At 42.5% G+C, this 25,480-nt stretch carries 26 protein-coding genes; 21 read left to right on the plus strand and 5 right to left on the minus strand.

Annotated elements, in window-relative coordinates; genetic code table 11:
• Positions 1–403: 403 nt before the first annotated feature.
• Positions 404–970 (minus strand): DUF4062 domain-containing protein, encoded by a 567-nt coding sequence (locus ACFQZR_RS10285; protein ID WP_379345466.1) that lies wholly within the window; start codon positions 968–970, stop codon positions 404–406.
• 1,182 nt (positions 971–2,152) lie between these two features.
• On the opposite strand from ACFQZR_RS10285, the gene ACFQZR_RS10290 reads away from it, so the two are divergent.
• The 3 genes from ACFQZR_RS10290 (at position 2,153) to ACFQZR_RS10300 (ending at position 3,740) form a co-directional block, all read left to right on the plus strand.
• Positions 2,153–2,323, plus strand: coding sequence for an aspartyl-phosphate phosphatase Spo0E family protein (locus ACFQZR_RS10290; RefSeq protein ID WP_379345468.1), 171 nt, complete (start codon positions 2,153–2,155; stop codon positions 2,321–2,323).
• 206 nt (positions 2,324–2,529) lie between these two features.
• Positions 2,530–2,982: a hypothetical protein gene (locus ACFQZR_RS10295; RefSeq protein ID WP_379345470.1), complete on the plus strand. Its 453-nt coding sequence runs from the start codon at positions 2,530–2,532 to the stop codon at positions 2,980–2,982.
• Between the two features lie 188 nt (positions 2,983–3,170).
• A complete protein-coding gene (locus ACFQZR_RS10300) occupies positions 3,171–3,740 on the plus strand; it encodes a beta-class carbonic anhydrase (protein ID WP_379345472.1) in 570 nt (189 codons plus the stop codon).
• 295 nt (positions 3,741–4,035) lie between these two features.
• On the opposite strand, the gene ACFQZR_RS10305 is transcribed toward ACFQZR_RS10300, so the two are convergent.
• Positions 4,036–4,815 carry a phytanoyl-CoA dioxygenase family protein gene (locus ACFQZR_RS10305; RefSeq protein ID WP_379345474.1) on the minus strand — a complete coding sequence of 260 codons (780 nt, stop codon included), beginning with the start codon at positions 4,813–4,815 and terminating at the stop codon, positions 4,036–4,038.
• A 127-nt stretch (positions 4,816–4,942) separates the two neighbouring features.
• On the opposite strand from ACFQZR_RS10305, the gene ACFQZR_RS10310 reads away from it, so the two are divergent.
• The 12 genes from ACFQZR_RS10310 to ACFQZR_RS10365 all read left to right on the plus strand — a co-directional run bounded on the left by ACFQZR_RS10310 (position 4,943) and on the right by ACFQZR_RS10365 (position 16,335).
• Positions 4,943–5,839, plus strand: coding sequence for a helix-turn-helix domain-containing protein (locus ACFQZR_RS10310; protein WP_379345476.1), 897 nt, complete (start codon positions 4,943–4,945; stop codon positions 5,837–5,839).
• A 219-nt stretch (positions 5,840–6,058) separates the two neighbouring features.
• Positions 6,059–6,589, plus strand: a complete 531-nt coding sequence (locus ACFQZR_RS10315) for a GNAT family N-acetyltransferase (protein WP_379345478.1) — start codon at positions 6,059–6,061, stop codon at positions 6,587–6,589.
• 199 nt (positions 6,590–6,788) lie between these two features.
• Positions 6,789–7,340: a hypothetical protein gene (locus tag ACFQZR_RS10320; RefSeq protein WP_379345480.1), complete on the plus strand. Its 552-nt coding sequence runs from the start codon at positions 6,789–6,791 to the stop codon at positions 7,338–7,340.
• 213 nt (positions 7,341–7,553) lie between these two features.
• Positions 7,554–7,826 carry a hypothetical protein gene (locus ACFQZR_RS10325; protein ID WP_379345482.1) on the plus strand — a complete coding sequence of 91 codons (273 nt, stop codon included), beginning with the start codon at positions 7,554–7,556 and terminating at the stop codon, positions 7,824–7,826.
• 47 nt (positions 7,827–7,873) lie between these two features.
• Positions 7,874–8,131 (plus strand): hypothetical protein, encoded by a 258-nt coding sequence (locus ACFQZR_RS10330; protein ID WP_379345484.1) that lies wholly within the window; start codon positions 7,874–7,876, stop codon positions 8,129–8,131.
• Positions 8,132–8,333: 202 nt separating this feature from the next.
• Positions 8,334–8,732 carry a hypothetical protein gene (locus tag ACFQZR_RS10335; RefSeq protein WP_379345486.1) on the plus strand — a complete coding sequence of 133 codons (399 nt, stop codon included), beginning with the start codon at positions 8,334–8,336 and terminating at the stop codon, positions 8,730–8,732.
• 730 nt (positions 8,733–9,462) lie between these two features.
• A complete protein-coding gene (locus tag ACFQZR_RS10340; protein ID WP_379345489.1) occupies positions 9,463–9,864 on the plus strand; it encodes a hypothetical protein in 402 nt (133 codons plus the stop codon).
• Entirely contained in the window at positions 9,861–11,198 is a 1,338-nt protein-coding gene (locus ACFQZR_RS10345) for a CgeB family protein (RefSeq protein ID WP_379345491.1), read from the plus strand. Before ACFQZR_RS10340 ends, ACFQZR_RS10345 begins: the two co-directional genes overlap by 4 nt.
• Positions 11,199–11,498: 300 nt before the next feature.
• Positions 11,499–12,152 (plus strand): hypothetical protein, encoded by a 654-nt coding sequence (locus ACFQZR_RS10350; protein ID WP_379345493.1) that lies wholly within the window; start codon positions 11,499–11,501, stop codon positions 12,150–12,152.
• A gap of 172 nt (positions 12,153–12,324) precedes the next feature.
• Positions 12,325–13,272, plus strand: a complete 948-nt coding sequence (locus ACFQZR_RS10355; RefSeq protein ID WP_379345495.1) for a YhcN/YlaJ family sporulation lipoprotein — start codon at positions 12,325–12,327, stop codon at positions 13,270–13,272.
• 280 nt (positions 13,273–13,552) lie between these two features.
• Positions 13,553–14,743: a tyrosine-type recombinase/integrase gene (locus ACFQZR_RS10360; protein WP_379345497.1), complete on the plus strand. Its 1,191-nt coding sequence runs from the start codon at positions 13,553–13,555 to the stop codon at positions 14,741–14,743.
• Between the two features lie 122 nt (positions 14,744–14,865).
• Positions 14,866–16,335: an erythromycin esterase family protein gene (locus tag ACFQZR_RS10365; RefSeq protein ID WP_379345499.1), complete on the plus strand. Its 1,470-nt coding sequence runs from the start codon at positions 14,866–14,868 to the stop codon at positions 16,333–16,335.
• A gap of 76 nt (positions 16,336–16,411) precedes the next feature.
• Here the strand turns inward: ACFQZR_RS10365 and ACFQZR_RS10370 are convergent, their stop codons facing one another.
• Entirely contained in the window at positions 16,412–17,155 is a 744-nt protein-coding gene (locus ACFQZR_RS10370) for a suppressor of fused domain protein (protein WP_379345500.1), read from the minus strand.
• A 166-nt stretch (positions 17,156–17,321) separates the two neighbouring features.
• Here ACFQZR_RS10370 and ACFQZR_RS10375 point away from each other — a divergent pair, with 166 nt between their 5' ends.
• The 5 genes from ACFQZR_RS10375 (at position 17,322) to ACFQZR_RS10395 (ending at position 21,812) form a co-directional block, all read left to right on the plus strand.
• On the plus strand, positions 17,322–17,747 hold the full coding sequence (locus tag ACFQZR_RS10375) for a MarR family winged helix-turn-helix transcriptional regulator (protein WP_379345501.1): 426 nt from the start codon (positions 17,322–17,324) through the stop codon (positions 17,745–17,747).
• Positions 17,748–17,750: 3 nt separating this feature from the next.
• The gene (locus ACFQZR_RS10380; protein WP_379345502.1) at positions 17,751–18,797 is read left to right on the plus strand and encodes a beta-carotene 15,15'-monooxygenase; all 1,047 of its coding nucleotides are present in this window, start codon (positions 17,751–17,753) and stop codon (positions 18,795–18,797) included.
• Positions 18,798–18,928: 131 nt separating this feature from the next.
• On the plus strand, positions 18,929–19,813 hold the full coding sequence (locus ACFQZR_RS10385) for a helix-turn-helix domain-containing protein (protein WP_379345504.1): 885 nt from the start codon (positions 18,929–18,931) through the stop codon (positions 19,811–19,813).
• A gap of 217 nt (positions 19,814–20,030) precedes the next feature.
• Complete coding sequence (locus tag ACFQZR_RS10390; RefSeq protein WP_379345506.1) at positions 20,031–20,234, plus strand: helix-turn-helix domain-containing protein; 204 nt, start codon at positions 20,031–20,033, stop codon at positions 20,232–20,234.
• A gap of 342 nt (positions 20,235–20,576) precedes the next feature.
• A complete protein-coding gene (locus ACFQZR_RS10395) occupies positions 20,577–21,812 on the plus strand; it encodes a site-specific integrase (protein ID WP_379345508.1) in 1,236 nt (411 codons plus the stop codon).
• Positions 21,813–21,891: 79 nt separating this feature from the next.
• On the opposite strand, the gene ACFQZR_RS10400 is transcribed toward ACFQZR_RS10395, so the two are convergent.
• Both ACFQZR_RS10400 and ACFQZR_RS10405 read right to left on the minus strand, forming a co-directional pair.
• Entirely contained in the window at positions 21,892–22,893 is a 1,002-nt protein-coding gene (locus tag ACFQZR_RS10400) for an N-acetylglucosamine kinase (RefSeq protein ID WP_379345510.1), read from the minus strand.
• Entirely contained in the window at positions 22,893–24,194 is a 1,302-nt protein-coding gene (locus tag ACFQZR_RS10405; protein ID WP_379345512.1) for a 6-phospho-beta-glucosidase, read from the minus strand. The genes ACFQZR_RS10400 and ACFQZR_RS10405 overlap by 1 nt, the downstream gene beginning before the upstream one ends.
• Before the next feature lie 266 nt (positions 24,195–24,460).
• On the opposite strand from ACFQZR_RS10405, the gene ACFQZR_RS10410 reads away from it, so the two are divergent.
• Positions 24,461–25,324, plus strand: coding sequence for a MurR/RpiR family transcriptional regulator (locus ACFQZR_RS10410; protein ID WP_314591317.1), 864 nt, complete (start codon positions 24,461–24,463; stop codon positions 25,322–25,324).
• Positions 25,325–25,480: the final 156 nt, after the last annotated feature.

The raw sequence follows: 25,480 nt of genomic DNA on the forward strand, positions 1-25,480 counted from the left end.
TGAGAAGACATTGTCTACTCACACAAAAGTGCCAAACATATCTTAACGTGATAAATCAGGCTTTTCTTCTTTTATGTAGGAACATTTGTTTCATAGAAAAACACACAAATGTCCCCACATAATCGTTATTTGACACAAAGTTACCTACATTGTCGCGGATGGTGGTTCACGTAGAAAAACAATCATAATTATGCAAAATTTTAGTCACGCTTTATTGAACTAACGGGACACGATAGTTGAATCATGATATAGAGGCAGCTGGTCAAACGATCAGCTGCCGTTTTCATTTAAGTAACGGGCAGGATAGTTTAAGATCATACGCGGTGAACCATACAGTAAGTATGGCGAAACTGATAATACGCAGGAAGACGGAAGAAAGAGGCTGGTTATGCCAGCCCCTCTTTCAATTCTTTTTCTCCAACTCCGCCTTTAATCTTGCATTCTCTTCCAACAGCTTTTGAACGTCCGGGACATCCTTGCCGGATAACCAGCCATACAAATCGTCTCTTGCTGCATACTCCGGCAATTGATCACGAAGTACCATTTTAATGTGCCGTACATCTTCAACATAATAGGTAGGGATTTGTTCCATGACCGATTGCTTAAACTCTTGAAACTCCTGATAGTATTCAATTGCTGCGAAGTCGTATGGCTTTTGTCTTAATGCTTCATCTGTGACAACAAAAGCAAATCTAGGTTTGCCCGCTTCTCCGGCATACTCATACTCCCAATGCGTATAGCTCTTGGATTCATCAGGAAGAGTTAAACCATAGAATCCTCCGAGAATCAGGATATATACATCGGAGTCGTCGATCCATCTCTTCCTGATTTTCAATGGACTTTCCTTGAAAAATTGCTCGATTCCGGCTGGGATATGACCGGCTTGAAGTACGGCTTCAACAGCGGTATGTCTTTCCTCAATAAGATCGTAGTAAGTAGACGATATGTAAATTTGTAATTTTTTTCTCATAGGCCCACCCAAATTAAAGAATTAGTATAAAAAGAATTTACCACTCCCTCACTTTATTTGTCAAAAATGACTAGGGTTTTCATGCGGCAAGCTTGCACCAGACGGCAAATAGGAGGTTTATTCGTGCCGAAGAAAAATGGAAAAAAAGATTCTGATCAATAATCCTGTTGAGCTGGACCGGGTTCAGATCGATCGTTCGGATTGGGGAATGGACGCAATACTCGAATATGATTCTATATGCAGGCGGACTTGTATTCAAAGATGCTTAAGGAGATTATGCCATAGTGAAGGATACCAATGAGCAAGCTTTGAACTAACGGGACACTATAGTTTAATAAATAACTAAAACGCGGCTTGTTTATCATGACGGATCTTCTGCTCAGTGGATCGCACAAAGCATAGGCACTATTTATACTCTTATCAGAGACAGTAGATACATTGTTTATGCGGGTTCGGCTACAAGATTCCGTGACAATACTTTGAAAGCTGAAACCACTTTTAGTTATCAGGTCAAAATTAAGAATAAGTGGGGAGAAGCAATTACGGATCCGGTAACATTCGTAAAAGTTCTGTTCGAGAAGAGCCTGAAGAAACTCCAGAAATGATTTAAAACTGATAAAATAATCATCTCAGAAAAAGTCCCTAAGCTAAATGCAAGAAAAGATACCGTCTTTTTCGCGGTATCTTTTTTTGCATCGCTGGGTTATAAATCGCGGGTCTCCCCTGAGCTTTTGCTCGGATGTTGATTGATAACCAATTGTGATAATAGCTAGGGAGTCCTCTTTTAATACAATTTTTCTTAATTTTATACCATAAAAGAATTTGATTTCATGAAATAATATGAGCTGTACAGATTTTATGCATCCAAGGAGTTCATATGAAATGAAACGTGACATTCAAGCTCTAATTGCTTTATAACGATCCCAAATATTTTAGCCGAGTTTTCAAGGAAATTACGGGATTATCGTCTAGCGACTTTCAAAAGTCCAATCATTAATTCATTTCTATTATTAGATAGAAACGGCTTTCAAGCTGCGATCGATAAGGCCAGAGCGGTAGCAAGCGTATGATTGCTAATGAAGAAATAGACCTCTTCATTAGTATCTCTTTTTCAAAACTGAAGAAAAGATAGAAAATCACAATGCATGATTAGCTGTCGTAAAACGCTTGAGGAGGATTTGAATGTACAAGCTTTTGAGAGATTCATTGGATATCGAAGAAGAGATCGAGCGAAAAAGGAAAGCGTTGAATCAGGTGGGAATGCACCTTGGATTCGATCTTCAGATAGAAGAGGTATTGAGCTTATCCATCGAATTGGATGAGCTTCTCAATAAATACCAGAAGGTTTTGTAAAAACACAAATTTAATAAAAGCGTAACCGTTAAATTGATGGCAGATCCTGAATTGCCGGCCGACGTCAACCACTCAATCATGAAGCGAAATCAGATGGGACGAATACAACCACTGAATATTATACTTTAAACCTATAAATCTAGTAAATGTAGGAATTGTTCAGCCTAATTAACGTATTCATTATAAAAAGTATGGGGAGAGATATTATGGAGAAAGTAATAGATATCATTAAAAAACATCTAGGAAAATCATTAGGTTCATTAATTGTAATGATTATGGGGATTGTAGCGATTTTTGGATTTCAAGAAATAAGAATTGCAACTGTAAAAGGTTTTTATAGCAGTATATTTAACAGCCGAGAAAACTTAGAGATAATGTGGACATTTGGGATAAATCTTTTAAGCCTAGTTCTTAATATTGTAATGGTATGGTCATGGTTAAAAGAGTTATTGAAAGATGACTATGTGGATATGGATCCTACAACCATAAGAGTTGTATCGTTTATAATAGCAATTATTCATGTTATATTTTCATTTATTTTCATTACGTATATTTTTTCCAACTTATTAGGAATTGTGCTAGGTATCTTAATCTTTGCTGCGATTATTTGGGTATTTTATTTAGGCGTTAAAAGAAAAAGAAATAAAGAACGGAAATAATGAAGATACAATAGGGCTAAGAATCCAATGATGTAGATCCGATTAATGATCTTTTACCGATTGGTTCCTCTGTTTTTGCCATTTTGACTTTTGTCGTACATTTATGGAACATTGCCCTTTGCGGCCCTAAATATTATGACTTCGAAAATAATATACATAAGAGACAAGTTGCGAGGAGGTTGGTCCAAATGTCCAACGTGCAGAGTATACTCGAATACAACAAAGAGTTTGTTAAAGAGAAGCGGTATGAAGAATATCTGACCGATAAATACCCGGATAAAGAGGTCGCCGTATTAACCTGTATGGATACGCGGCTTGTTGAGCTGCTGCCCAAGGCGCTCGGCTTCAAAAATGGAGACGCCAAGTTTATCAAAAATGCAGGTGCCATTCTGACCCAACCGTTCGGCAGCGCGATGCGTAGCATCTTGGTGGCGGTATACGAGCTGGGCGCTCGCGAGGTGCTTGTTATCGGCCATCATGGCTGCGGGATGACGAATGTCGATGCCAGAGGTATCGTGGATAAATTTGCAGATCATGGCATTGACTCACTTGCCGTGGAGACGCTGGAGAACGCCGGGATCCACATGGAAAAGTTCCTGCGCGGCTTCGGAAGCGCCGAGGAAGGCATCATGCATAGCATCAGGATGATCCGCCGGCATCCGCTGTTCCCCAAAGCGATACCCGTACACGGGCTTGTAATGGACCCCGAGTCGGGAGCTCTTGAATTGATTGTTGAGGATTACCGGGAGCAGGAATAGATGATCAGACATCGCCAATAACCAATAAAAAATGGGAAAAAGCAGTGTTTTTTAAGGAATCAGGAAAAACTTGATCTCATAAATGACAAGAACTTTAGTAACATAAAAAAAGCCGCTGATCTGGTATTATCCCCTTAAGGTAGACAGTAAAAAAAGAGTTCATGTTATGATGAATTCAACTGTTGACTGGAGGGGATTTTTTCATGGCAGACGACGGCTGCCAATTCTCAACTAACGGGCAGGATAGTTCAAAGCTGCCGACTTGACCCGACAGCTTTTATCTTTTAGATAGTTTTTATTTCCAATTCTCACATCCCTGAAAATACATGTGTTCTCCGGCAGAATATTGTGGTCTAGGCATATATTCATTAATACCAGGAACTATTTTCCCTCTCAGCAGGAAAGCACTTTTCGATGCATCTTCCGTTTTGATTTTCGTGGTCGTAGGAATGTATCGAATTGTGAGTCCACAACGGCGGTTAGGAGAATGGTTGGCCTTGGAGCCATGAATAATGTTCGGATGGTGAATTGATACGCCGCCGGCTTGAAGCTCTATATCTACTGCTCTCGATTCATCCACATAGGCTGGATCAACTTCATACTCCAATACATTGGCGATGTCATCCCGTTTGTTCATTCCCTTCAAATCCATTTTGTGAGTGCCTGGTAAGACCCGCAAGCAACCGTTCTCGGTTGTCGAATCGTCCACTGCTAGCCAAAGCGTAACCACTTGCATCGGTTCAAGCGGCCAAAACGCTCCGTCCTGATGCCAGAGAACAGGTTGCCCATCAAAAGGCGATTTACAAATATAATGGGAAGCAAATAATGCAATATCTGATCCAATAAATTGTTCGGCAATATCAAGCAATCGGTCGTCGCTAACCAAACGCAACCAGAATGGATCGTTCTTCACCAAACCAGCATGAAATTGTTCGGGACGAAGCTCTGGATGCTTTCTTGTCAACCAATCTAAATGCGCTTTGGCTTCCTTGACCAAATTATCATCCAATACTTTTGGTAGCTTGACGTAACCATCTCTTTCGTATTGCTCATTCAAAGATTCCGGTAAGTTCATACTTTTCATCTCCTAGCTTCTTTTCTATAATGAGTAGAATTACAAGAAAAGTATAATGGGATAGTTATACGAAATCTTTGCACTTGAGAGACATGTTTTTGCGTTTTTTAATCAGGGGGGCAGCGGCATGGTTGGACAAGAGTTTAATGTGGAGAGTGTAGCGTATCTCAATTCCTATTCTCTAAAACTGACGGGTAACGCTCTTTCTTTTAATATTCATTACTGGGGAAGCGTTTTACATTTTGACCATCCTCTTCATAAACATTCTTTCTATGAAGCTTGTTATATTACCGGCGGCTCAGGAACCTATGTAGATGACGGCATATATTTTCCGCTAAGTGAAGGGGCCATGTTTTTATCGCGTCCAGGCATTTGGCATAAAATCAAGGGTCAGAATGAGGACGGTGTTAGTCTGGTATACGTCGCTTTTGAACTGGAGCATTTAAAAAATTCCGGATATATGGAACAACTAAACGAACATTTGACGAAGTGTGAGCATTTTTATCTTGAGGACTCCAGAAATTTACCGGCAGGTAAACTGTGGTCCTTGCTTGGTTCCCCGGACGTTCCGCAAACCTTTATGCCGGATGAGCTTTTTCCAGCGCTTGCTTTCGGTCTTCTGGTATCCATTTTGCAGCAATTCGCATCCCCTTATTTTCATGAAAATATCAAACCGACCGCAACATCTGTAGAAACGACGTCTTTATTGCTACACCAAGCAAAGTTGTATATTCGGGATAATTTATCCGTTCCAATTCACTCCAAGGAATTGGCAAACTATTTGCATATTTCGGAACGCCATTTGAGTCGATTATTTGCTAGGGAAACAGGGGTTTCTCTTTCTGATTATGTTAGGAAGGAACGTGTCCGAAAAGCGACAACCCTACTTAAAACCTCAATTTTATCAATACAAGAGATTGCCGAGGAAACTGGCTACAGTTCCGTGCACTATTTTACACGTTTGTTCAAAGAGGCTACCGGATTGTCCCCAGGACAATATCGTAAATATGGTTCTGGTTTATGATAATAAATATAGTGTTCGAAATCTCAAGTCCATTCAATCCGACGATTGAACTAACGGGACACGATAGCTCAATAAAAGACATTTGAAGGTAGCTGACTTCTTGAGATCGGCTGCCTTTTCTCAACTAACGGGCAGGATAATTTAATACCGAATACAGGATAACGGAGCGATTTGCAGAACTATACAGTTATACGAGACTCAATGAACGGAGGAATGTAAGTGGTAATCACAGGAGAGAGAGTTTTCCTAAGAGATTATAATGAGGCAGACTTTTCTTTTTATAATGAATTAGAACAAAATATACATACTTATAAATACGAAAGCAATAATCCTGGTGCACCTCATATTAAAGAGCATTTCTTATCCATTTTATCAGATGTAAATGGTAATTCTCGTACCAGATATTCTTTTCTGTTATGTCAAAAATTCGATTCGATTCCAGTTGGCAGAGTAAGTATAAAATTAAACTGGAGTGAAATCCGCGAATGGGAAATCGGTTGGGCATTGTACCCAGATTATTGGAAAAGGGGCTATGCAACCGAAGCTGTAAAAATACTAATTGATTTTGCGTTTAAGAATCTTAATGCTCATCGAATAGTAGCCTACTGTAATGCTGAAAACGGGCTTTCAGAAAAAGTAATGATACGATCTGGAATGGTAAGGGAGGGTATTCTTAGAGAAACTAAATTATGTAATCAGAAATGGTGCAATGAACTTATTTATTCTATCTTAGAAAGTGAATGGAGATAAGTCAGTAGCTATTTCAACTAACGGGACACTATAGCTTAATAAATAACTAAAACGCGGCTACCGACATAGATCGGCAGCCGCGTTGCGCTAACGGGCAGGATAACTTAATGATTTTGCGAATACTATATAAGGAATTATTTACAGAGTTCGTGATTAATAAGTTATGTGAAATTACCACTGATACTGAACGGAGACTCAAATGAAGAAAAGAAAATTTCTATTAATAATCCTATTAATCTACGGTTTAGTTTATATCGTTTCAGATTACAATAGGTCATTTAAATCAATAAATGAAGCACTCTATAACGAAGATAGTTCCTCGAATTTTATGCAGATAAATCAAATTATTGGAGGGAGTGAATATGGAAGAAAAGCCTTTTACTTTTTCTTGAATAAAGAAAACAATATAGTTGGAGTAAGATTAGATAAAGGTATTTTTGGATGGAAATTCAATGGATCTTCCACTGGGACTGGTTTAGAAATTGATATAAAACAGAAATTATCAAAGGCGAGTACTGGTGCATTGAACGACTCTAATAAATTCTATTTTGGTCTTACCTCATTTAATAATATTGAAAAAATTATTATTAATAACACTTACCCCGCAACATTGATAAACTTGGAAGATAGTTTGACGTATGATAAGGATATACCTAACACATATTTATGGTATGGACACTTTAAAGAAGAATCAGCTAACTACTTTGTTGAAGTCTTTGATAAACAAAATAATTTAATTCATAGTCAGTAATATATTTGGTGTCCTAATATTTAGTTAGCATCAACATCCGTTTGTACTTTTCTCTTGTTCAAATAATATTGAGGGTTGTTCACTATAGTATGCAAAAAGCGGTTAAGCTAACGGGACACGTTAGCTTACGCAAGAACCCCAAGAGACCGCTGTAAAGCAATTGAAGCAGCTGTGTTAAATCTAACGAGAAAACATTTGAAATGAGGGGTTCTGTTGGAAGAAAATAAAAAAAAGGCATACTTGACGATCAATTATCAAGCGTTATTAGATATTAAAAATAGTGGTGAATTCAGTAGAGAGAACTTTAATCAAGTATTTCGAATCGCTCATGTTTTTCACAATCTTGCCTTGTTCATCATTGAAGATTTTGAAGGCTTTGACGAAGATAAGTTTTGGAGAAATGTAAGTGGTCTTGAAAGGGATTTTGGATTAACTCATTACAGAACATTGTTTGAGAAAGTGAACAGAGAAGAATTATTACACTAACGGGAAACTTTAGTATAACTATTGAATATGTAAGGTGGACGGGGACAATGAATGATACATTTGTTTGGGGGATATTTGTAGCCGATAGTTCAAAGCCATTCCCTAATTTCTTTCCAGTTGGACTATTTACAACACGCGAATTAGCTATTAACCAAATTGAAGCCATGCCCAGAGATAATAATTATCAGCTACTTCGGATGCCGATAAATAAAGACTTTTCGTATTTCCATAAAAAGAGTGGAAAGTTAGTTGGAATGGATGCTATTCATCACGAACATTTTCATTATAAAGACGAGTCAAATTAATCATTAAGCTAACGGGACACGTTAGTTCAACGAGTTCTAGCTAACCGATTACGAAAACCGGATTCCTTCTGTGTTCGTATTCATTGTGACCAGGCGTTTTTTTATGTTTCATTGTTTTTCTTCGGATTACTACCCAATCGGTGGTTTAGCTATCTAAATAAGGAGGAAAACGTTTGTGAAACAATTTCTATATTTTATAACCGTGTCGATTGCAAGTTATTTTACTGGAGTTATTTCCTATCTGGGAATGCAGCTTCTACTTGATTTTATCTATGGCCAAAGCTTTGAATATGCGGAAAATCTTATTTATTTGACAGCAACTTCGTTCTTATTTATCGTCATTCCTTTATATTTATTTATTCATTATCTTCTCTTACACTTTAACCGTTCCTATTTCTGGCTTCGAACTCTAATTTTTATATTTGTTGGTATTATTCCTACGTTTATTGCTTTTTTCTTGATGGGTTTTATGATGTATACGAGTAGCTTTTTTAAAACAACGATTATGATCCCGTTCTATGCATTTTTTGCTGGAACTGCTATTGTATTCTCTATAGGATGTTGGGCAAATAATATGAAAGCATTAAAACTTACTATATAATTTTATCCGTGTTAATTTCCATATCCGCAATAATTTTATTAAATAAAACAAGCAGCCTTTAAAAGAAGGACTGCTTGTTTTTTAATTAATAACAGATCTCTCCATCGGATCACCAAGAGATCAGAAAAAATTAGAATATCATTTGTTGAATTAAAACACCATCGTCCATTTCTCTTAGAAGGGGAAATAGACGGTGGTGTTTTAAAAACCACAATAAAACTATTTATTTTTAAACAAATCAATCATTTCTAACTTCATACTTTGTAATGCATCTAGAACTCAGACTCTGATATAGTCCCAATAGAGTCTCTTTTTCCATTTACTCACCGCCTGAGACAAGGAGGGAGGGAAACTCGCGGAGCGTATGTGAGCTTCCTTTGGAAACTTTTAAGTTTACGAGATTCTCTCCCCCATCTCATGCACCCTCATCCCCCGAAAGCTCCCGGAGCAGCACTACACTACAGTCCCCCCTTCTCAAAAAATGGTCATTCGCCAATTTTCCCTCAGCTGGATTAATGTCCATGATGCAAATAACTATGGTGCATATATAGTATACAGACCTAATAATCCAGCTATAGACAGGATGAATGCTGTGGAAACAAAGAATCATGGTCTTTCGAGCAGCGGACGGGATGATCAATATGCGTTGGGTTATTCACATGGCTATCGGCTAGGACACAGTGAATCCATTATCATGAGACTCCCGAGAGATCATTATTCGACTTGAAAAATGAGCGTGATCTATGTACCTCAAGGGTTTGATTCGATCGATCTGGGGATTTCAGAGACCCTTTGCAGCTTAATGAAGGATTATCGCGAAGTAAGTGCAACGGATATGCTCGCTTCCGCTTTTCCGGCGATGCATCATGAGCATATGGATGAAATTCGTAATATGGGGGTCATGAAGGTCGATTCGAATGATATGTCAGACATCTGCTTCATCGGCAATGCATTGTCGGCACATCGACCAACCCGTGAACCTACGGAATCGCAGGAGGGGCTACTTTGCAAATCATCGATATTCGAGAAGATTGGAGCAGCTTGTATAGACAGGGCTATGACATTGAGACCTTTGAGAGCCCTTTCGAATTGCAGGAGAAAATTGAATTTTTGTGAAGGAGTGGCGTCATGACATTTCGTTTTAAGACTGGTGTCGTTGTACCAAGTAGCATCATGAACCGCTTTTCAGCACGTACGATCTCAAGTCCAAGTACGAATCATAACAATACGTTGAGTCCGAAGCCCAGAGTGAAATCGAAGCTGTTGGCTCGAGTGATATCTAATTATAGACCGAAGGCTAGATCGAAGGTTAGAACGAAGATCAGACGTAAGCTAGCCGTATCCCCTGTGATCAGAGTGATCAAGAATACCCATGCGATTGAAGAAATGAGAAGACAAGGGAGAGAGCATGGATATGAGAAGGGCTTTGATGAAGGCTACTTGCGCGCCAGAGCAAATGTGATTGTGAATCGTTATCAGGAGCAGCCAGTATTTCGACCGCTTCATGTGCTGTACGTCTCCTCAGGCAAAGGACTCCCTTATTCTCCGCTGGATGAAGCGATCATTACAACGCTGCAGAGCATGGTAGCCCGTGTTACGCCGACCGACCCGAGACAGCCTATTTCTGCGCAAGTAGCGGAACTGCATCCCGACCTGGTACTCGTTCTTGATGGTATGGTGGTTCCTGTTGAACAAATTCAAGCCGTTCGCGCCTTAGGCGTTCGTACGGCAATCTGGCTCACGGATGATCCATACTACACCGACATCACATCTACGATCGTACCTCACTATGATGATGTATTCACGTTGGAGCTGAATTGCGTAGCGCATTATCAATCCAAAGGTTGCAGCCGAGTCCATTATTTACCTTTTGGCTTCCATCCTGGGCAATATCGGCCGCTCACGCATGTGTCGGGTGTACGCCGCGATATAAGCTTTATCGGCTCAGGCTATTGGAACCGTGTTGCATATATCGATCAACTGACAGGTTACCTACAGGACAAAAATATAATCATATCCGGGATCTGGTGGGATCGCCTTCGTGAATATCATGCGATTAAGCATAAAATCGAGCTAGATAAATGGATGGGACCGCAAGAAACCTCAGATGCCTACGGCTCTTCGAAGATCGTCATTAACATGCATCGTGCGTATGATGATGATAATGTCAACAGCAATGACACCCGATTAACAGCCATTTCCCCGAACATTCGCACCTTCGAAATTGCGTCAACTGGAACGCTGCAATTAACCGATGTGCGGGATGATCTCGCCCGGTTCTTTACGCCAGGCGTAGAGATCGAGACGTATTCCTCACCACAGGAACTGAGGGATAAGGTCGATTTCTACCTCACGCATGAGAAAGAACGAAGAGAGATTGCCTTGCGAGCGCTCGAACGTTCCTTCCGCGAGCATACCTACGCCAAACGGCTTGATTATATGTTATCGACGATATTTAACACCTAATGTGGTACCGATCAACCCCGGTATACGACTTTTATACAGGGGATCTTTGCATGATATTACGGAGCAAGATACTACTCGACTGTATTTGGAGTGGGAAGATATATTAATGCTAGGATCCATTTAGTCATACGGTAACAATAAGAGAAGCTCTTAACATTTCGCTGATAAGAGCTTCTTTTAATTTTGTATGGAGGGTGTCATGACTTAAGGAGGATTTTGTTGTGGGAAATGGTTCCAATATGTTCCGTAATCAGTTAATATAATGGTAAATTTCCAATACATTATCTAAGGAGGTATTTTATGTCTGAACCGCATTTAAATCCGAACTCGGGGTCGCCAAGGCCGTCGGGGTCGTCGTTCGACATGCAGATTGTGGTGCAATTGATTCGCAGCCCATTCCAAGGGCTAGCCTTATCAACGGGATCACAGTGGTTGTATGGGGTCCTCGGTTTCGTTGCTTCTATCGTTGGATTTGCGCTATGGACGACGGTGTCGGTATCCTCGATATTTGGCGCGTTCTTGAATCCATTAGCGAGCCTCACAGGCGGGGGAGGAATTGGATTTAGCGTCTATTCGAGTATGTTCTTCCGCATGATTGTTTTAGCCATTATTTCGCAAGGACTCCTAACCGGATCGATCTGGGTATTCGGTAATTGGCTAGGAAGTCGTAAGTATGCTTGGCGTGATTTAATTACATACTTAGGTGGTATACAGTGGTTATTCGGAGCAGGATACATCGTTGCTGCCATCATTGGTCTTTTGTTAGGTCAGATTGGGTTCCTGCTTGCCAGTGTTACGTTGATTTTAAATCTTATTTTTATTGTTATCGCCGCACTAGAAATTTATGCAATTGAATCCATGCAGAAGAGAGCAGAATTGCTGGTCTATGCTATAGGAAGTTATGTGATTGTGCTTGGTATTGTGTCTTCAGGATTTTTTGGATCCATCCTATAAGATAGTTGATTAGCCGTTTGGTCATTTGGCCGAACGGCTTTTTCATTTTGAATGTATAACTTTGTAGGGTTATTTCGTTCCTTCACTGCCAAATTCCTGAGGGTATAGCTTATCCTCCACCGATGCATGATATGACATGTCAAGGCCATTACAAATTGGATGGAGGATGGTTATGCGAAGCTCAAAAACTGCTCTGATCTGTCTAAGCGCGGCTGTAATCATGGTTAGTTCTATGGGATTGACAGGATGTACCAATCCGTCAAAGGTGAAGACGAACAGCTTAGGTTATACGAGTAATCAAATTGTGCCGAACTCGACAACCCGGAACAATTTGAACCCATTAAATACGGGGAACACGTATGGTCTAGATGGCCGCTATGGGACTTATAGCACCGGGATGGATGGTCGCTATGGGACTTATGGAACTGGGGTGGATGGTCGATATGGCACGAAAGGAGTCCATCCTTATGGCACGAACAAAGCCAACAAGATGGAATTAAGTAAGATCGCTGCTGATCACGTCACCAAAGTTCCAGGGGTTCGTTCTGCGAATGTCGTCATGATGGGTAATGACGCTTATGTAGCTGTTGTCTTGAAATCAACGTCGGCAAAAGGCGTTGGCAAGGGTACCCATATCGCTACAAAAGATGGCTATGGTACCTATGGAACCTATAGTACAGGTAACACAAGTGGCATGGTACACCATATGAGTTCAGATATGGGGATGAATCCCACGACGCATCGTCAATCGACGCATGTCAGACCGTATGCAACATCTGGTGCAACATCTGGAGATCGTGTAACGGATGACATGAAGAAGCACATTGCGCATGCGGTGAAGCAGGCTGTGCCTCAAACTAAAAATGTATACGTCTCTGCAAATGCTGACTTCGTATCCCGTGTGAACGGTTATGCGGATCAAGTTCGTGCAGGACATCCGATTTCAGGGCTTGCGAATGAATTTACGACCATGGTTAATCGCCTCTTCCCAGAACGCGCTGCTGGACCAGGCACGGGCACGGTCACTCCAAAAATGTATCGTGGCAATATGATGAACAACACAGGGACTTATTATAATCAAGATATGAATGTGCCAACAACTCCATCTGTACGTCGTTAAGGAAACACGATGGTCTAGACGCAGTACTGCCCATTTTTCCACGATGACCGCACCATTAGTTTGCCCCCTTCATAGTATGATTTGACTGTATCCCTTAACCTTGTTACACCATAAAATCCCGAGCAAGGAGGGGTGACACTATTGAAGGGTGTTTGTCAAAAGTGAAGAACCCTTTATTTATAAGGGTTCTTCGTCATTTTCAGAATATAATTTTATTGAATTGGCACTAATTTGGTGTTACTCTGTCATTATTAAAGTGTAGGCAGGGGGATGATGAATTATGCCTGTCCATAAAGATGAGAAAGCAAAGAAAAATCCTTGGTTCTTTCAGTTTTATACGGGCGAGATTATTAATGGGAAACGGGAAAGAATAAAGAAGCGGGGATTTCGCACGAAGAAAGAAGCTGATGCTGCAATGGTTAAAGCCAAAGCAGAATTCGAACGCGGTGAATTTGTTAAAGGGAAAAAAATAACGGTCGCTGAGTATATGAACAGCTGGCTTGATAATAAACAGGATCTAAATACAGTAACGCGTGAATTGTATGAATCGTACTTAAGAACTCACATTATTCCGGATTTGGGACATCATCCAATCGATAAATTATGTTCGATGGATATACAGAACTTCATTTCATTACTCCGAAGCAAAGGATTAGCGGAGAATACGGTCAAACGGATCTTCTCCGTCATCAACACCGCCTTAAACCAAGCGTTCCGGATGGAACTTGTTAGACGGAATGTGGCTAGTGTGGTAAGTAAGCCTAAAGGTGAAAGAAGAGAGCTTAAGGTATGGGATTTGGAGACAATCAATCGATTTCTTGAAGCGACTCAAGACGGTAGTCGGTATTCCATTGCAATGTACCTTGCACTCATGACAGGGATGCGCCAGGGCGAGTTACTTGGATTACGTTGGGCGGACATTGATTTTGACAATAAGACTATTCACGTTCAGCAGTCGCTCGCTCGTGATGGCAAAACAATAAACCATACATTGAAGAGTAAGAAAAGTATTCGGTCCGTTGCGATCTCAACGGAAACCGTAGCTCGACTTAAGGAGCAGCGCAAACTTATTGTCATGGAAATGGTTAAGGAAGGAGAAGATTATCAGAAGAATGATCTGGTAATCTGCTCATCCAAAGGAACACCAGCAAGCACACGATCTATTATGAAAGTATGGAATAAGTTTATAGAACGATTGGAATTTCCGCGAATCACCTTCCACGACCTCCGGCATACCCATGCAAGTCTATTGCTTCAGCAAGGCGTACATCCTAAGATTGTCTCCGAACGTCTAGGACACTCATCTGTTGTCATCACATTGGATACATATTCGCATTTACTTCCTAACTTACAAGCGGATGCAGCGGATGGATTAGATTTGTTGATTAAGAGCGGGAGTGAAAGAGAGAAAGAGGATAATAGGAAGATAGAGAATGATTTGAGAGAGATATTCTGCGCAGATCCATCCTGAGAAGGGAACGGCAACATGACGTTTTTCAAATGAAGATAGCAATAATGATCAAAAAGGCAGGATGCAATTTATGTATTCTTGAAAAAGAACGTAAATTACATTTCTGTGAGGAGTTAGATTCAATGACATGGAACACGGATACCCTTGGTTTGCGACGCTTTTTGTGCATGCCGCTCACGTTGATCATGCTTAGTACCTCGATGACATCTGCTGTTATTCCGGTAAAGACCGCATATGGGGAAGCTGCGGTGGGAACTTCGTCCCAACCCATGAACGGGACATTAGTAGATGAACAGCAAGTCAGAACAGCAAGATCGTATCAGGCCGCTTTATCCGATTGGAAGCGTTGGGCCGCGGATCATGCTTATGCCTTAAATACGATTCAACCGGAACCATGGTCTTCGAACGGAGGATCCATTGCGCAGGACAAATTTAGCGACCTAGATATGATGATCCCTTTGCTTGCTGACAAGCGAATTGTATATTTGGGAGAAAATTCACATGGCGTGGCCGAATTTAACCTCGTCAAAACGCGCCTCATTCAATATTTGCACCAAACGCTAGGGTATAACATTATTGCCTTTGAAAGTGGTCTGGGCGATGCTGCCCTTGCACAGGGACGGATAAAAAAGGCTGCGACCCAGGAGACGATGATGCGTTCCATATTTGGCGTATGGTGGACGGAAGAGACGAAGCCGCTATTCGAGTATATGAAGGTGACACATAAGATCGAATCTCCTTTGCGGCTGACGGGTTTCGATATTCAGGTGCAATCCCCGCTATTTCAGGATGCGAATTGGATTCCAAGCAAAGGGCTGAAGGACAGAGCGCTACAAGCGGAACAAGAGGTTCATAAGTGGAGAAAGAGCAAGGATCTCAGCGGATTCCGCAAGGTCAAGCCTGAGCTGATTAAGGTGTATGAAGAGCTATTGCAGGTCGTGACTAAGAATGAAAATGCGCTGAAGATGGACTATCCCGATGAGTCGCATATCGTCAAGTTGATGAAGCGAGCGCTGGAGGATCGCATCCGGGTCATTCAGGAATTCAATGAACTGTGTATCCAATCCAATATACTAACAGAACAAGGCGATTATAGTGCCGCTCAGTCCATGATGGAATGGCGCGACCGGGCGATGGCCAGCAACCTAGCGTGGTTGGCGACAGAAGTTTATCCGGAAGAGAAAATCATCGTGTGGGGACATAATGGCCATATCAGCAAAGCACAGTCTCTCATTTCCACCATGCCGAAGAGTATGGGAGAGCTCATGCCGAAGGAGCTGCAGCAGGAAAGCTATGTCATGGGTCTATTTATGGGTGAAGGACAAGTGGCCGAGAACACGAGGGAACCGCATAAGCTGGATCCGATGATCACGGGATCTATGGAAGATATTTTATCGGCAGGAGGACAGCCATATACATTCATGGATTTACGCTATCGGGATAATGAACGGGGAAATTCGTGGATGTTCGAACGGATGATCGCCTCTTATCAGGTGATGATGCCGATGCCGCTAGAGCTAAGACGGCATTTCGACGGCGTTCTGCTGGTCAAACAAGTGAAGATGCCGACATATTTGCCGCATAAAAAATAGGTGACGGCAGATATACGAAGCTGCTTTCTGTATGGAACAGAAGGCAGCTTGTTTAGCTTTCGTTCAGGTCGATGTACTATTTGCAAGTATTCATTCTGTTTGCGTGTAACTCAAGTACTTCATCGTCCAACTCCAATAATTTGTCCATCAGTGCATCCATGCCATGCTCTAACTTATAATCCATCTCCTCTTTATACAGAGGAATCAAGAAATAGGTATGAATCTTATTCCCGTCTTTAGTAGGGATGACGCTGATTTCTTCGTTTAATTGATAGAGTACAACCCCATTCAACCCCGTTCCGTCGGCATAGGGTTCATAGTCCTGGTAATTGGGGATGGTATGTCCATAACCCAACCACGTATTATACTGATGGGGAAAACGAGCCATCTGCTTCATGAGTCGGATCGGCCAGTAGTTGTTCTCATCCTTGACGGATTCTTCTGTCAGTTCCCAGGAAGCGGGAAGGAACATCATAACTTCCGCCCGATCGTATTGATCGTCGAGCTCAGCTAGTATTTCATCTGGAAGCGTCATCGGCAAGTCACTCATACCGTTCGTGTATAGTACCCAGAATGGCTCTTCTTCCGTAGGTTCCATGATATTTACATCAATATGTATGGTGTCGGATATAATCTCATGAAAGACACTGCTTGTTCGTCCGGGAAATACCGTTTCGAAATGTGCAACGATTTCTTCCACGTATTCCATTGGAGCTGGCGGCGCATAATCGGCACTTTCTTCGTATTTGTAAATCGTAGTGCCGTCATTCGACTTTTCTCCGTCGTTCTTACCCCCGAATATCTTTTTAAGGAAACCCATCTAATCCTCTCTCCTCATCTCAGTTGGTGGAAAATATTGATAATGTCAGTCTATCATATTACAGCCCCCTTCTGACAAGGATATCCTCGCCTTAATTTCTATGTACTTTTAATTTATTTTACTTTATAGTTAAGTCAACTTAATTATTAAGTGAGGTGTATTAAACGTGAAAAATGATCTTATTCAACAAATTAACGGTTTACTAAATCGTTTAAGCGTTCAATTAGCAAGCAGATTTGAGCATCAAATCGATAATGATCTTACAGTGAAGCAGGTTTTATTATTAGAGCTCATCCGGACCGGCTGCGCTTCAACGAAGGATTTAGCTGCTCAATTGAATATATCTATGAGTGCCGTTAGTCAAATTCTCAACAAACTAGAGACCAAAGAATACATTACCCGCAGTATCAACCCGGAAAATCGGCGTGAAATTGTACTGAAGCTGGCGGCGAAGGGCGAGAGGTACTTCGAAGAAGCGCAAACGTTTGAAGAGGAGATCAACCGCGAGGTTTACGGACAGCTGCCTGTAGAAGACTTGGAGCATATGGTTCGTATACTCGAACAATTAAATGGGATTGTGAAAGGGGAATAGGCGATGCGTGTCATTGAAAGAGGTAAGTATGTTTGGTTATTATTGTTGGGTTTTGTTCTATGCAGTAATTTCATGCTCTATCGCACGCATATCGGAGATCAATTACTCCCATCCCACACGAATGGGGTCGTATTAGGGTCCTTATTTGATCTAATCATCATGCTGCCTCTACTCTCGATGTTGTACCGTAAGAAGTTCTCTCTCAAGACAGCGATTATATTGTCGGCGGCTGGGTGCGTCTTAGCAAGGTTGCTCATTCCCAATTCGCTGTTAGAACCTTTTGCAGCGATTACTTGGGCCGGTATTGCAGTCGAGGCGGGGCTCATCATCTTTGAATTGATGCTCATTGTTACGCTTGTCCATTACATGCCCAAAATCATAAAAAAGGTGAAAACGAGCACACTACCGGCCGTTTTTACTTTCCCTCAGGCAATCGATGTATACATACACAAAAATCCAATCATTCAGATGATCTGTTCAGAAGCGATGATGTTCTATTATGCTTTCTTTAGCTGGAAAAAGACGCCACCGCCAGGGATCACACTGTATAAACGTTCAAGCTACATCGCATTCCAAGTGATGATGATCCATGCCATTGTCATTGAAACATTAGGTGTCCATTTGTGGCTTCATCAAAAATCGATCATTCTTTCGATCATTTTACTCGTTCTGAATGTATATTCGGTCATTTTTTTCTTGGCAGATATTCAAGCGGTCCGATTAAATCCGGTCCATATCCATAAGGGCTCCTTGTTTCTCTCTCTTGGATTATTGAAGCGTGTAGAGATCGAATTTGATAACATCGAGTGTATTATCGAAGATCCTGCGATTCTTGCAAGCAAATTATCGAAAGATACGATGGAGTTCATTGCGCGAGATTTTGAAAAGGTTCATCCAGATCTCATTTTGAAAATGAAAACACCTGTCAAAGCAACCTTAATGATGGGCATCCAAAAAGAATATTCCCAAATCGCTATTCGTTCGGATCAGCCGATGCAGCTCAGAGAAATGATTGTGCATCAAATGGAGAATAACAGCCTGGAGTTTTAAATCGCAGCACGTGAGGAGATTGGGTGATATATCCGTTCCCCACGTGTTTTTTTCAAAGTAGGCAAACAAAGCAATATACGTCAAAAAAGCAGCGGCTGCTTCTGTTATTTTGTTCCTAAGGAGGTTATAAATTGAGCTACAGTCCGATCATCCAACAGTCGATTGCCTTTATAGAGTCACATTTGCACGAAGAATTGTCGCTAGAGAGCATGGCTAAGTTTGCAGGGTTTTCAAAGTATCATTACCATCGGATTTTTCAGCAAGAGGTTGGAGTGACCGCATCTGAATATATCCGATTTCGGAGAATTGCAAATTCGTCCAATATGTTACTGTTCACAGATGACAAAATTATAGATATTGCCATCTATTATCGCTTTGAGAGCCAAGAATCGTTCACCCGTTCTTTTAAGAAATACTATCAATTACCGCCAGGGCAGTATCGCAAAATCATGGGCAAATTAACGATGCAAAGGGAGGAAATGAAAATGAAAAATGAACAATTATTAAAAGGATGGCAGTTAAGCGGAAGTCACCCCTTTAATTATCAGATGGGGATTGACCGGGAAACCTTCCATCAAGGGAAAGCGTCCGGATTTTTAAAGTCGGTTACCGTGGTACAGACGGAAGGCGAATTTGCAACGATGATGCAGCAATTCAAAGCGGATAAATATATCGGCAAAAGATTAAAGCTCTCAGGGTTTATCAAAACAAAGGCAGTGAGCGGGTTTTGCGGGTTCTGGATGCGAGTCGACGATGCTCTTCATGATGTACTGCAATTTGATAACATGAGTGACCGCCCTATTATCGGAGATACGGCGTGGAACCATTACAGCATCGTGCTAGATGTGCCAGATCATAGTGCTGCGATTGCTTTTGGTGTGCTGCTGTCCGGAAGCGGGCAGGTCTGGATTGATGGGCTGCAATTCGAGGAAGTGGATACCAAGGTACCTACGACGAATATTGATTTTTCGTGTGATCTTCTAGACGAGCCTATGAATTTATCGTTTGAGGAGTAGGCAAAGAAGAACATTCGTATACCATAGCCATCTAGTCGCATTTGATCATACTAGAACCTGTATGATTTTAAATCTGCGACGGCTTCGGTATACGAATGTTTTTTTGTTTCATGTGGTACTAATTTCGGATATTGGAGTTGCATAAGAATCATTTTAAATAACTTAGAGTAATAGGACAATTCATGCGAATTGTATAAATGACATAAGAGGTGATTTAATGCTGACACGAAAAAAAGAAGATCTACCTGAAGTAATGACTGTTGCTGATATTCAGAAATTTTTAGGTATTGGGAAAGTTCAAGCATATGATTTAGTTAAATCAGGAAAATTCCACGTTGTTAATGTGGGGAGAAGGATTATCATTTCAAGGAATGGATTTTTAAAGTGGTTTGATGGAACTAGTGAGGAGCAGGCTGAGTAACCCCTGCTTCTTTTTTTATTTGGCACTACATCCGGCACTAAAGTTGGCACTATACTTCCGATGATTATAAGCTACATAAGGAATTAATAAATTATTAGGATCAGCATAGAATCTAGATATTCCAATACTTTGAATGATCTCTGAAGTCTAATAATGATTGGAGATAATAACCAGATAAATGACCCCAACACTATTGAAGGGTAGGGCGGCTGAGAAGAACCCTCTGTTCACAAAGGTTTTTTTCTTATGCTGGTTAGTCGTTGGCGGGGAATTGGCGGCATATACTGATACGGATTAGACCGTATGCTTCAGGCGGCAGCTTGGTGTAAAGGGGATGAGTCGATGCCTGTGTATAAAAATCCGAACGCGAAGCGGAACCCTTGGTATATCGAGGCGGAAGCGGGACGAGATCCGCAGACAGGCAAGCGGATACGCTACAAACAGCGTGGATTCAGCACGAAGAAAGAAGCGGAACTTGCGTTAGCGAAATGGCGATGCGAGATCGAGGAAGTGTTGCGAAAGTCAGAATATGGCGCAAGTGTAGATGTTCCGCGGCGCAATACAGCAGGATCCGTTGGACTGAATTTTGCCACTTATTCGCAGCGATGGATATCACAGCGCCGTGGTCTAAGTGAGAATACGCAGGAGCTATATCAGTCGATTTTACGGACCCATCTTCTTCCCGCGTTTGGCATCATGCAGCTAACATCACTGACATCGCAGCAGATTCAACATTTTGTAGATACCTTGTACTCGAAGTCTCTGTCCGACACGACCATCAAGCGCATCTTCTCACTACTGCATGCGATATTACAAGCGGCGGTTAGGGCAGAACATATTCCTCGCAATACAGCAGCGCAGATCGAGAAGCCGACCATCCGTCGCCGGAGGTTCGAAGTCTGGTCACTCGATCAAATTCGTGACTTTCTGATGCGTCTACAGGCAGAGGGAGATCGCTACGCAATCGCATTCTCCCTTGCTGTGCTCACCGGCATGCGGCAGGGAGAAATTCTCGGCTTACGTTGGCAGGATGTCGATTACCGGCAAGGTGTTATTCGGATGCAGCAGACGCTCACCCATCGTGGGAAGGCTTTTCAAGCAGGAGGCAAAACAGCGCAAAGCGTGCGGGTCGTTGCCTTATCGCAGGAGACGGTTCGCATGCTTGAGGCGCATCAGGCTTTCTTGATCGCAGAATGGGAGGAGAAGCGTAGATTAAGGTGTCTTCATGAGATCGAGAGCGAACATGAGGAGCTTGCAGAGGAGATGCTGAGACCGCCAACGCTTGTCGTTAGTACGCCAGAAGGAGGCCCGCTCTCGCCCCGCCTGCTGCATCGTTTATGGCTGCGCCTGCTTAAGGATTGGCAGCTTCCGCGCATTACGTTTCACGACTTGCGGCATACTCATGCGAGTATTCTGCTGCAGCAAGGCGTTCACCCCAAAATCGTATCCGAACGGCTCGGTCACGCCTCCGTTCATATGACCCTCAATACGTACTCCCATCTTCTTCCTCATCTTCAGCATGATATGATCGAGCCCCTAGACCAACTTCTTTTTAGCCAGCCTTTGCTCCCGCATTAACACGGATTAACGCAAAGAAGCTAAGGTGGAATGACAGCCTTAGCTTCTTTGACTTGTGAAGGAAAACCATAGATTCATGCTATGATCGATTTTCTACCGAGTGGATGACCTTCTGGCGAGCTGCTTGATCCACCGGTTGACCGTGCGCCAGCTCCAACGCCCATAACACGGCGCCTGTAGCTGGCGGTACTTGCAACAGGATGTAGTTGCAGTGATGTGAGGTTAATTGTTCGACATATCTTTTGTATTTCTGTAATAGTAGCGGGCTCTCCGCTTTGACCCATACCGAACCAGCGAGTACAATGTCCACCTCATGATCGAAGTCTAAATGATGCATGCAGCCAACCGTCGAGCAGGCAAGCTGCTTGGCTGAGTGTTCGATGATGTCCAGTGCCGCCATATCCCCTCGATCTGCACAGGAGAACAGGATTTGCATCAGCTCGGTATTCGGAAGTGTTCGTTGAAGCATACCAGTTAACGCATATTCAATGAATAATTCCTGACTTGGGATCTGAAGCAGCTGCATCACCGGCCCGGTCATCGCCGTTGTCGGTCCCATCCGGTAATAGGCGTCATATACTGCCCGGAGCGTTTTTCTTGCGAGATAAAACCCTCCCGCTTCATCGCCGGACAGCTCGCTGCCAACACCACCTACCTGCAGGCGCTTTCCGCTTGGGGATATGCCGCCAGTGGAGGTGCCGGAGCCGTTGATGGAGCATATGCCGTATCCTTTTTCACTGCCTGCTTTTACGCCAAGAAAAGAGTCATTGTCCATCGCATAATGCGTAAACCCGATTTCCTCAATCACTCGGCATAAATTCTCTTTCTGAGAAGGGATGTCGGCGCCAGCGAGTCCGAATGCCCCAGCTGCAATGTCGCTCATGGTTAACTGATTCCGCGTCAGCAGATGCTGAATATTCTCATTCATGATACGGAATGAGCTTGCATAGGCGTCGGAAAATTGCTCATGACTACATGTGCCAGTGTTGATGTGATCCACGAAATTCCCTTGCAGATCAAACAGGAAATAGTCGGTTTTGCTATTGCCGCCATCGACACCGATAATGTGATTTCGATTCATTATACCTTCGTTTCCTTTGCGAAAAATTGCGGGAGATCGACCTTGTGAGCAGCTTTCAACTCACTGAAGCAGTGATAAGCGGCATCATAGTCGCCGACCAATGGATTCATTAATAGGGCACGCATCGCCGCGTCCTCGTCCCCGTGTACGGCAGCAGCAACGGTTTCGCGCTCATAGGCTTTGAGCATCCGCATGTAGTCGATAATATGCCGATTTTGGAAGTCGCGAACTTTGATCGGTACGGCGCCATCCTTGCCAACAACGGCGCACACTTCAACGGCGTCCGTGTCCTCCATGAAATCTAAAGCGCCGTTATTAAGCAGGTTCACGACATGGATCTCTTGTTTATCATTATAGATCGCATCCACAAGACTGATCGCGACTTCAGAATAGTTCGCGCCTCCGCGGGTGGATAGCAGCTCAGGCTTGGTATGAAGCTCGGCATCCATGTAGATATTCAGCAGTTCTTCTTCGATCTGCATGCACTTCTGGCCGCGCGTTAATTCACTTTCTTTGAGTAATTTAAGCTTCTTTTCTTTGAAATAGTAGTATTCCAGATAAGAAGAAGGGATCGCCCCTACCATTTGAATGATATCTTTCGAGAATCCGCTCGAAGGGATATTCTTCATCGCTTCGCTATTCAGGCCCATCTCCAGTGCAGTTTTCAGATAGTCTTTGCCGTCTTGCTCGATGGATGTGATCCAGCTCAGATGGTTAAGGCCGATATAGGTGAAATTTGCACGTTCGAGCTGCAGGGTTTCGCGAATACTCTTGAACATGTTGAAAGGCACATTGCACAGGCCGAGCATCTTGACCTTGCTGTGATTGAGCATCGCTTCGGTAACAATCCCTGCCGGATTGGAGAAATTGATGAGCCATGCGTCCGGGCATAGCTCCTGCATACGTTCCGCAATATGGAGCATCACCGGAATGGTGCGCATCGCTTTGAAGAATCCGCCGATACCGCACGTTTCTTGGCCTATTAAATCATATTTCAGCGGGATCGATTCATCGATGACTCTGGCGGGGAGCTTGCCGACGCGAATTTGCGCGAGTACGAAGCTCGCATCGCGCAACGCTTCATCCAAGTTCTGGGTCATGACTACGCGGCAGGACAGGTTCGCTGCCTGAATCATCCGTTCGCATAGACTGCCTACAATCTTAAGCTTTCTATCATCGATATCCATCAGAACGAGCTCATCGATCGGCAAAACGTCTTTACGCTTGATCATGCCTTCAATGAGCTCGGGCGTGTAGGTGCTGCCTGATCCGATGATCGCAATTTTCAATCTACTATTCATCCGTTTCCCACCCTTCAGTCCTTAGTTATCCGGAAAATGTTGCCATAAGATTACGCTGTTATTATAGCATTGCATTTTGACATGCCGCAATATAAAATAGAATTAATATTTCATAGTGATAATAAAATTTTGAAATAAAATTTTGGACTTGTCTTCTAGTAGGCCCTGCTTCGGCCTCTGGCATAATTCTTGTATTTTTACACCATTCCCCTTATGATGAAATTAAATTTTGCAACATAAATCATAATGACGAGTAGGGAAGAGACATGTCAATTAACGATAATATTCTAATTAAGATTCGGGACATGAAAGAAAGCTTGACGCCCGTAGAGAAGCTGGTTGCCGAGTATATCTTAGAAAACTTGGAAGATATCCCGCATCTCTCTATCAAGAATCTCGCACAACTGACCAAGACTAGCGACGCATCGGTCCTTCGTTTCTGTAAGACGATGGGCTATACCGGGTACCGCAGTTTTATCGTAAGTATTTCGGCATCGCTCGGTTCAATGGACGAGGAAGAGAAGGATCAATATACGGATATACAGCCTGGAGACGATCTGTCCGTCATTATCTCGAATATTTCTCGCAACAATATTAAATCGATTGAAGACACGCAGAGCGTCATCGACAAGAATGAAATCGCTCGGGCGGTCCAAGTGCTGCGTCAAAGCAAACGGATCGCGTTCTTCGGGATCGGCGCTTCGAGTCTGATCGGTATTGATGCCGAGCAGAAATTTACCCGGATTAACAAGGTGTGTCATACCTATGCGGACGGTCACAGTCAGCTGACGGCAGCGGTGCTCATGGAGAAGAACGATGTGGCTATCTTTATTTCGAACTCCGGCGATACGGTGGAAATCCTTGATTCGCTCGAGATTGCCAAGAAGAACGGCGCATGTACGATTGCCATCACCAAATATCATAAAAGTGAGCTGGCGGATAAAGCGGATATCGTGCTAAGCATCTCGACGCCAGAAGTTACGATTCGAAGCGGGGCGATGGGATCGCGAATTGCGATGTTGACCGTGATCGATATCCTTTTTGCAGGCGTAGCCAGCGCCGAGTATAAGAACGTCAAGAAATATTTAACCAAGACGCATAATATATTATCCAGCAAACATCGGAAATAAATGATACAGACATCGGTCTATTGCCATAGAGCCGGTGTTTTTTGTCGAAATAGGGAAATAAAAAAACAATAATTTATTTTATAATAAAATTTTATTTCAAAAACTGTTGACCGAATTGAAAATACTGGATAATATGAATTTAAGATAAATACATCA

The organism is Paenibacillus sp. GCM10027629 (assembly GCF_042676425.1).
GTDB lineage: Bacteria > Bacillota > Bacilli > Paenibacillales > Paenibacillaceae > Paenibacillus_K > Paenibacillus_K terrigena.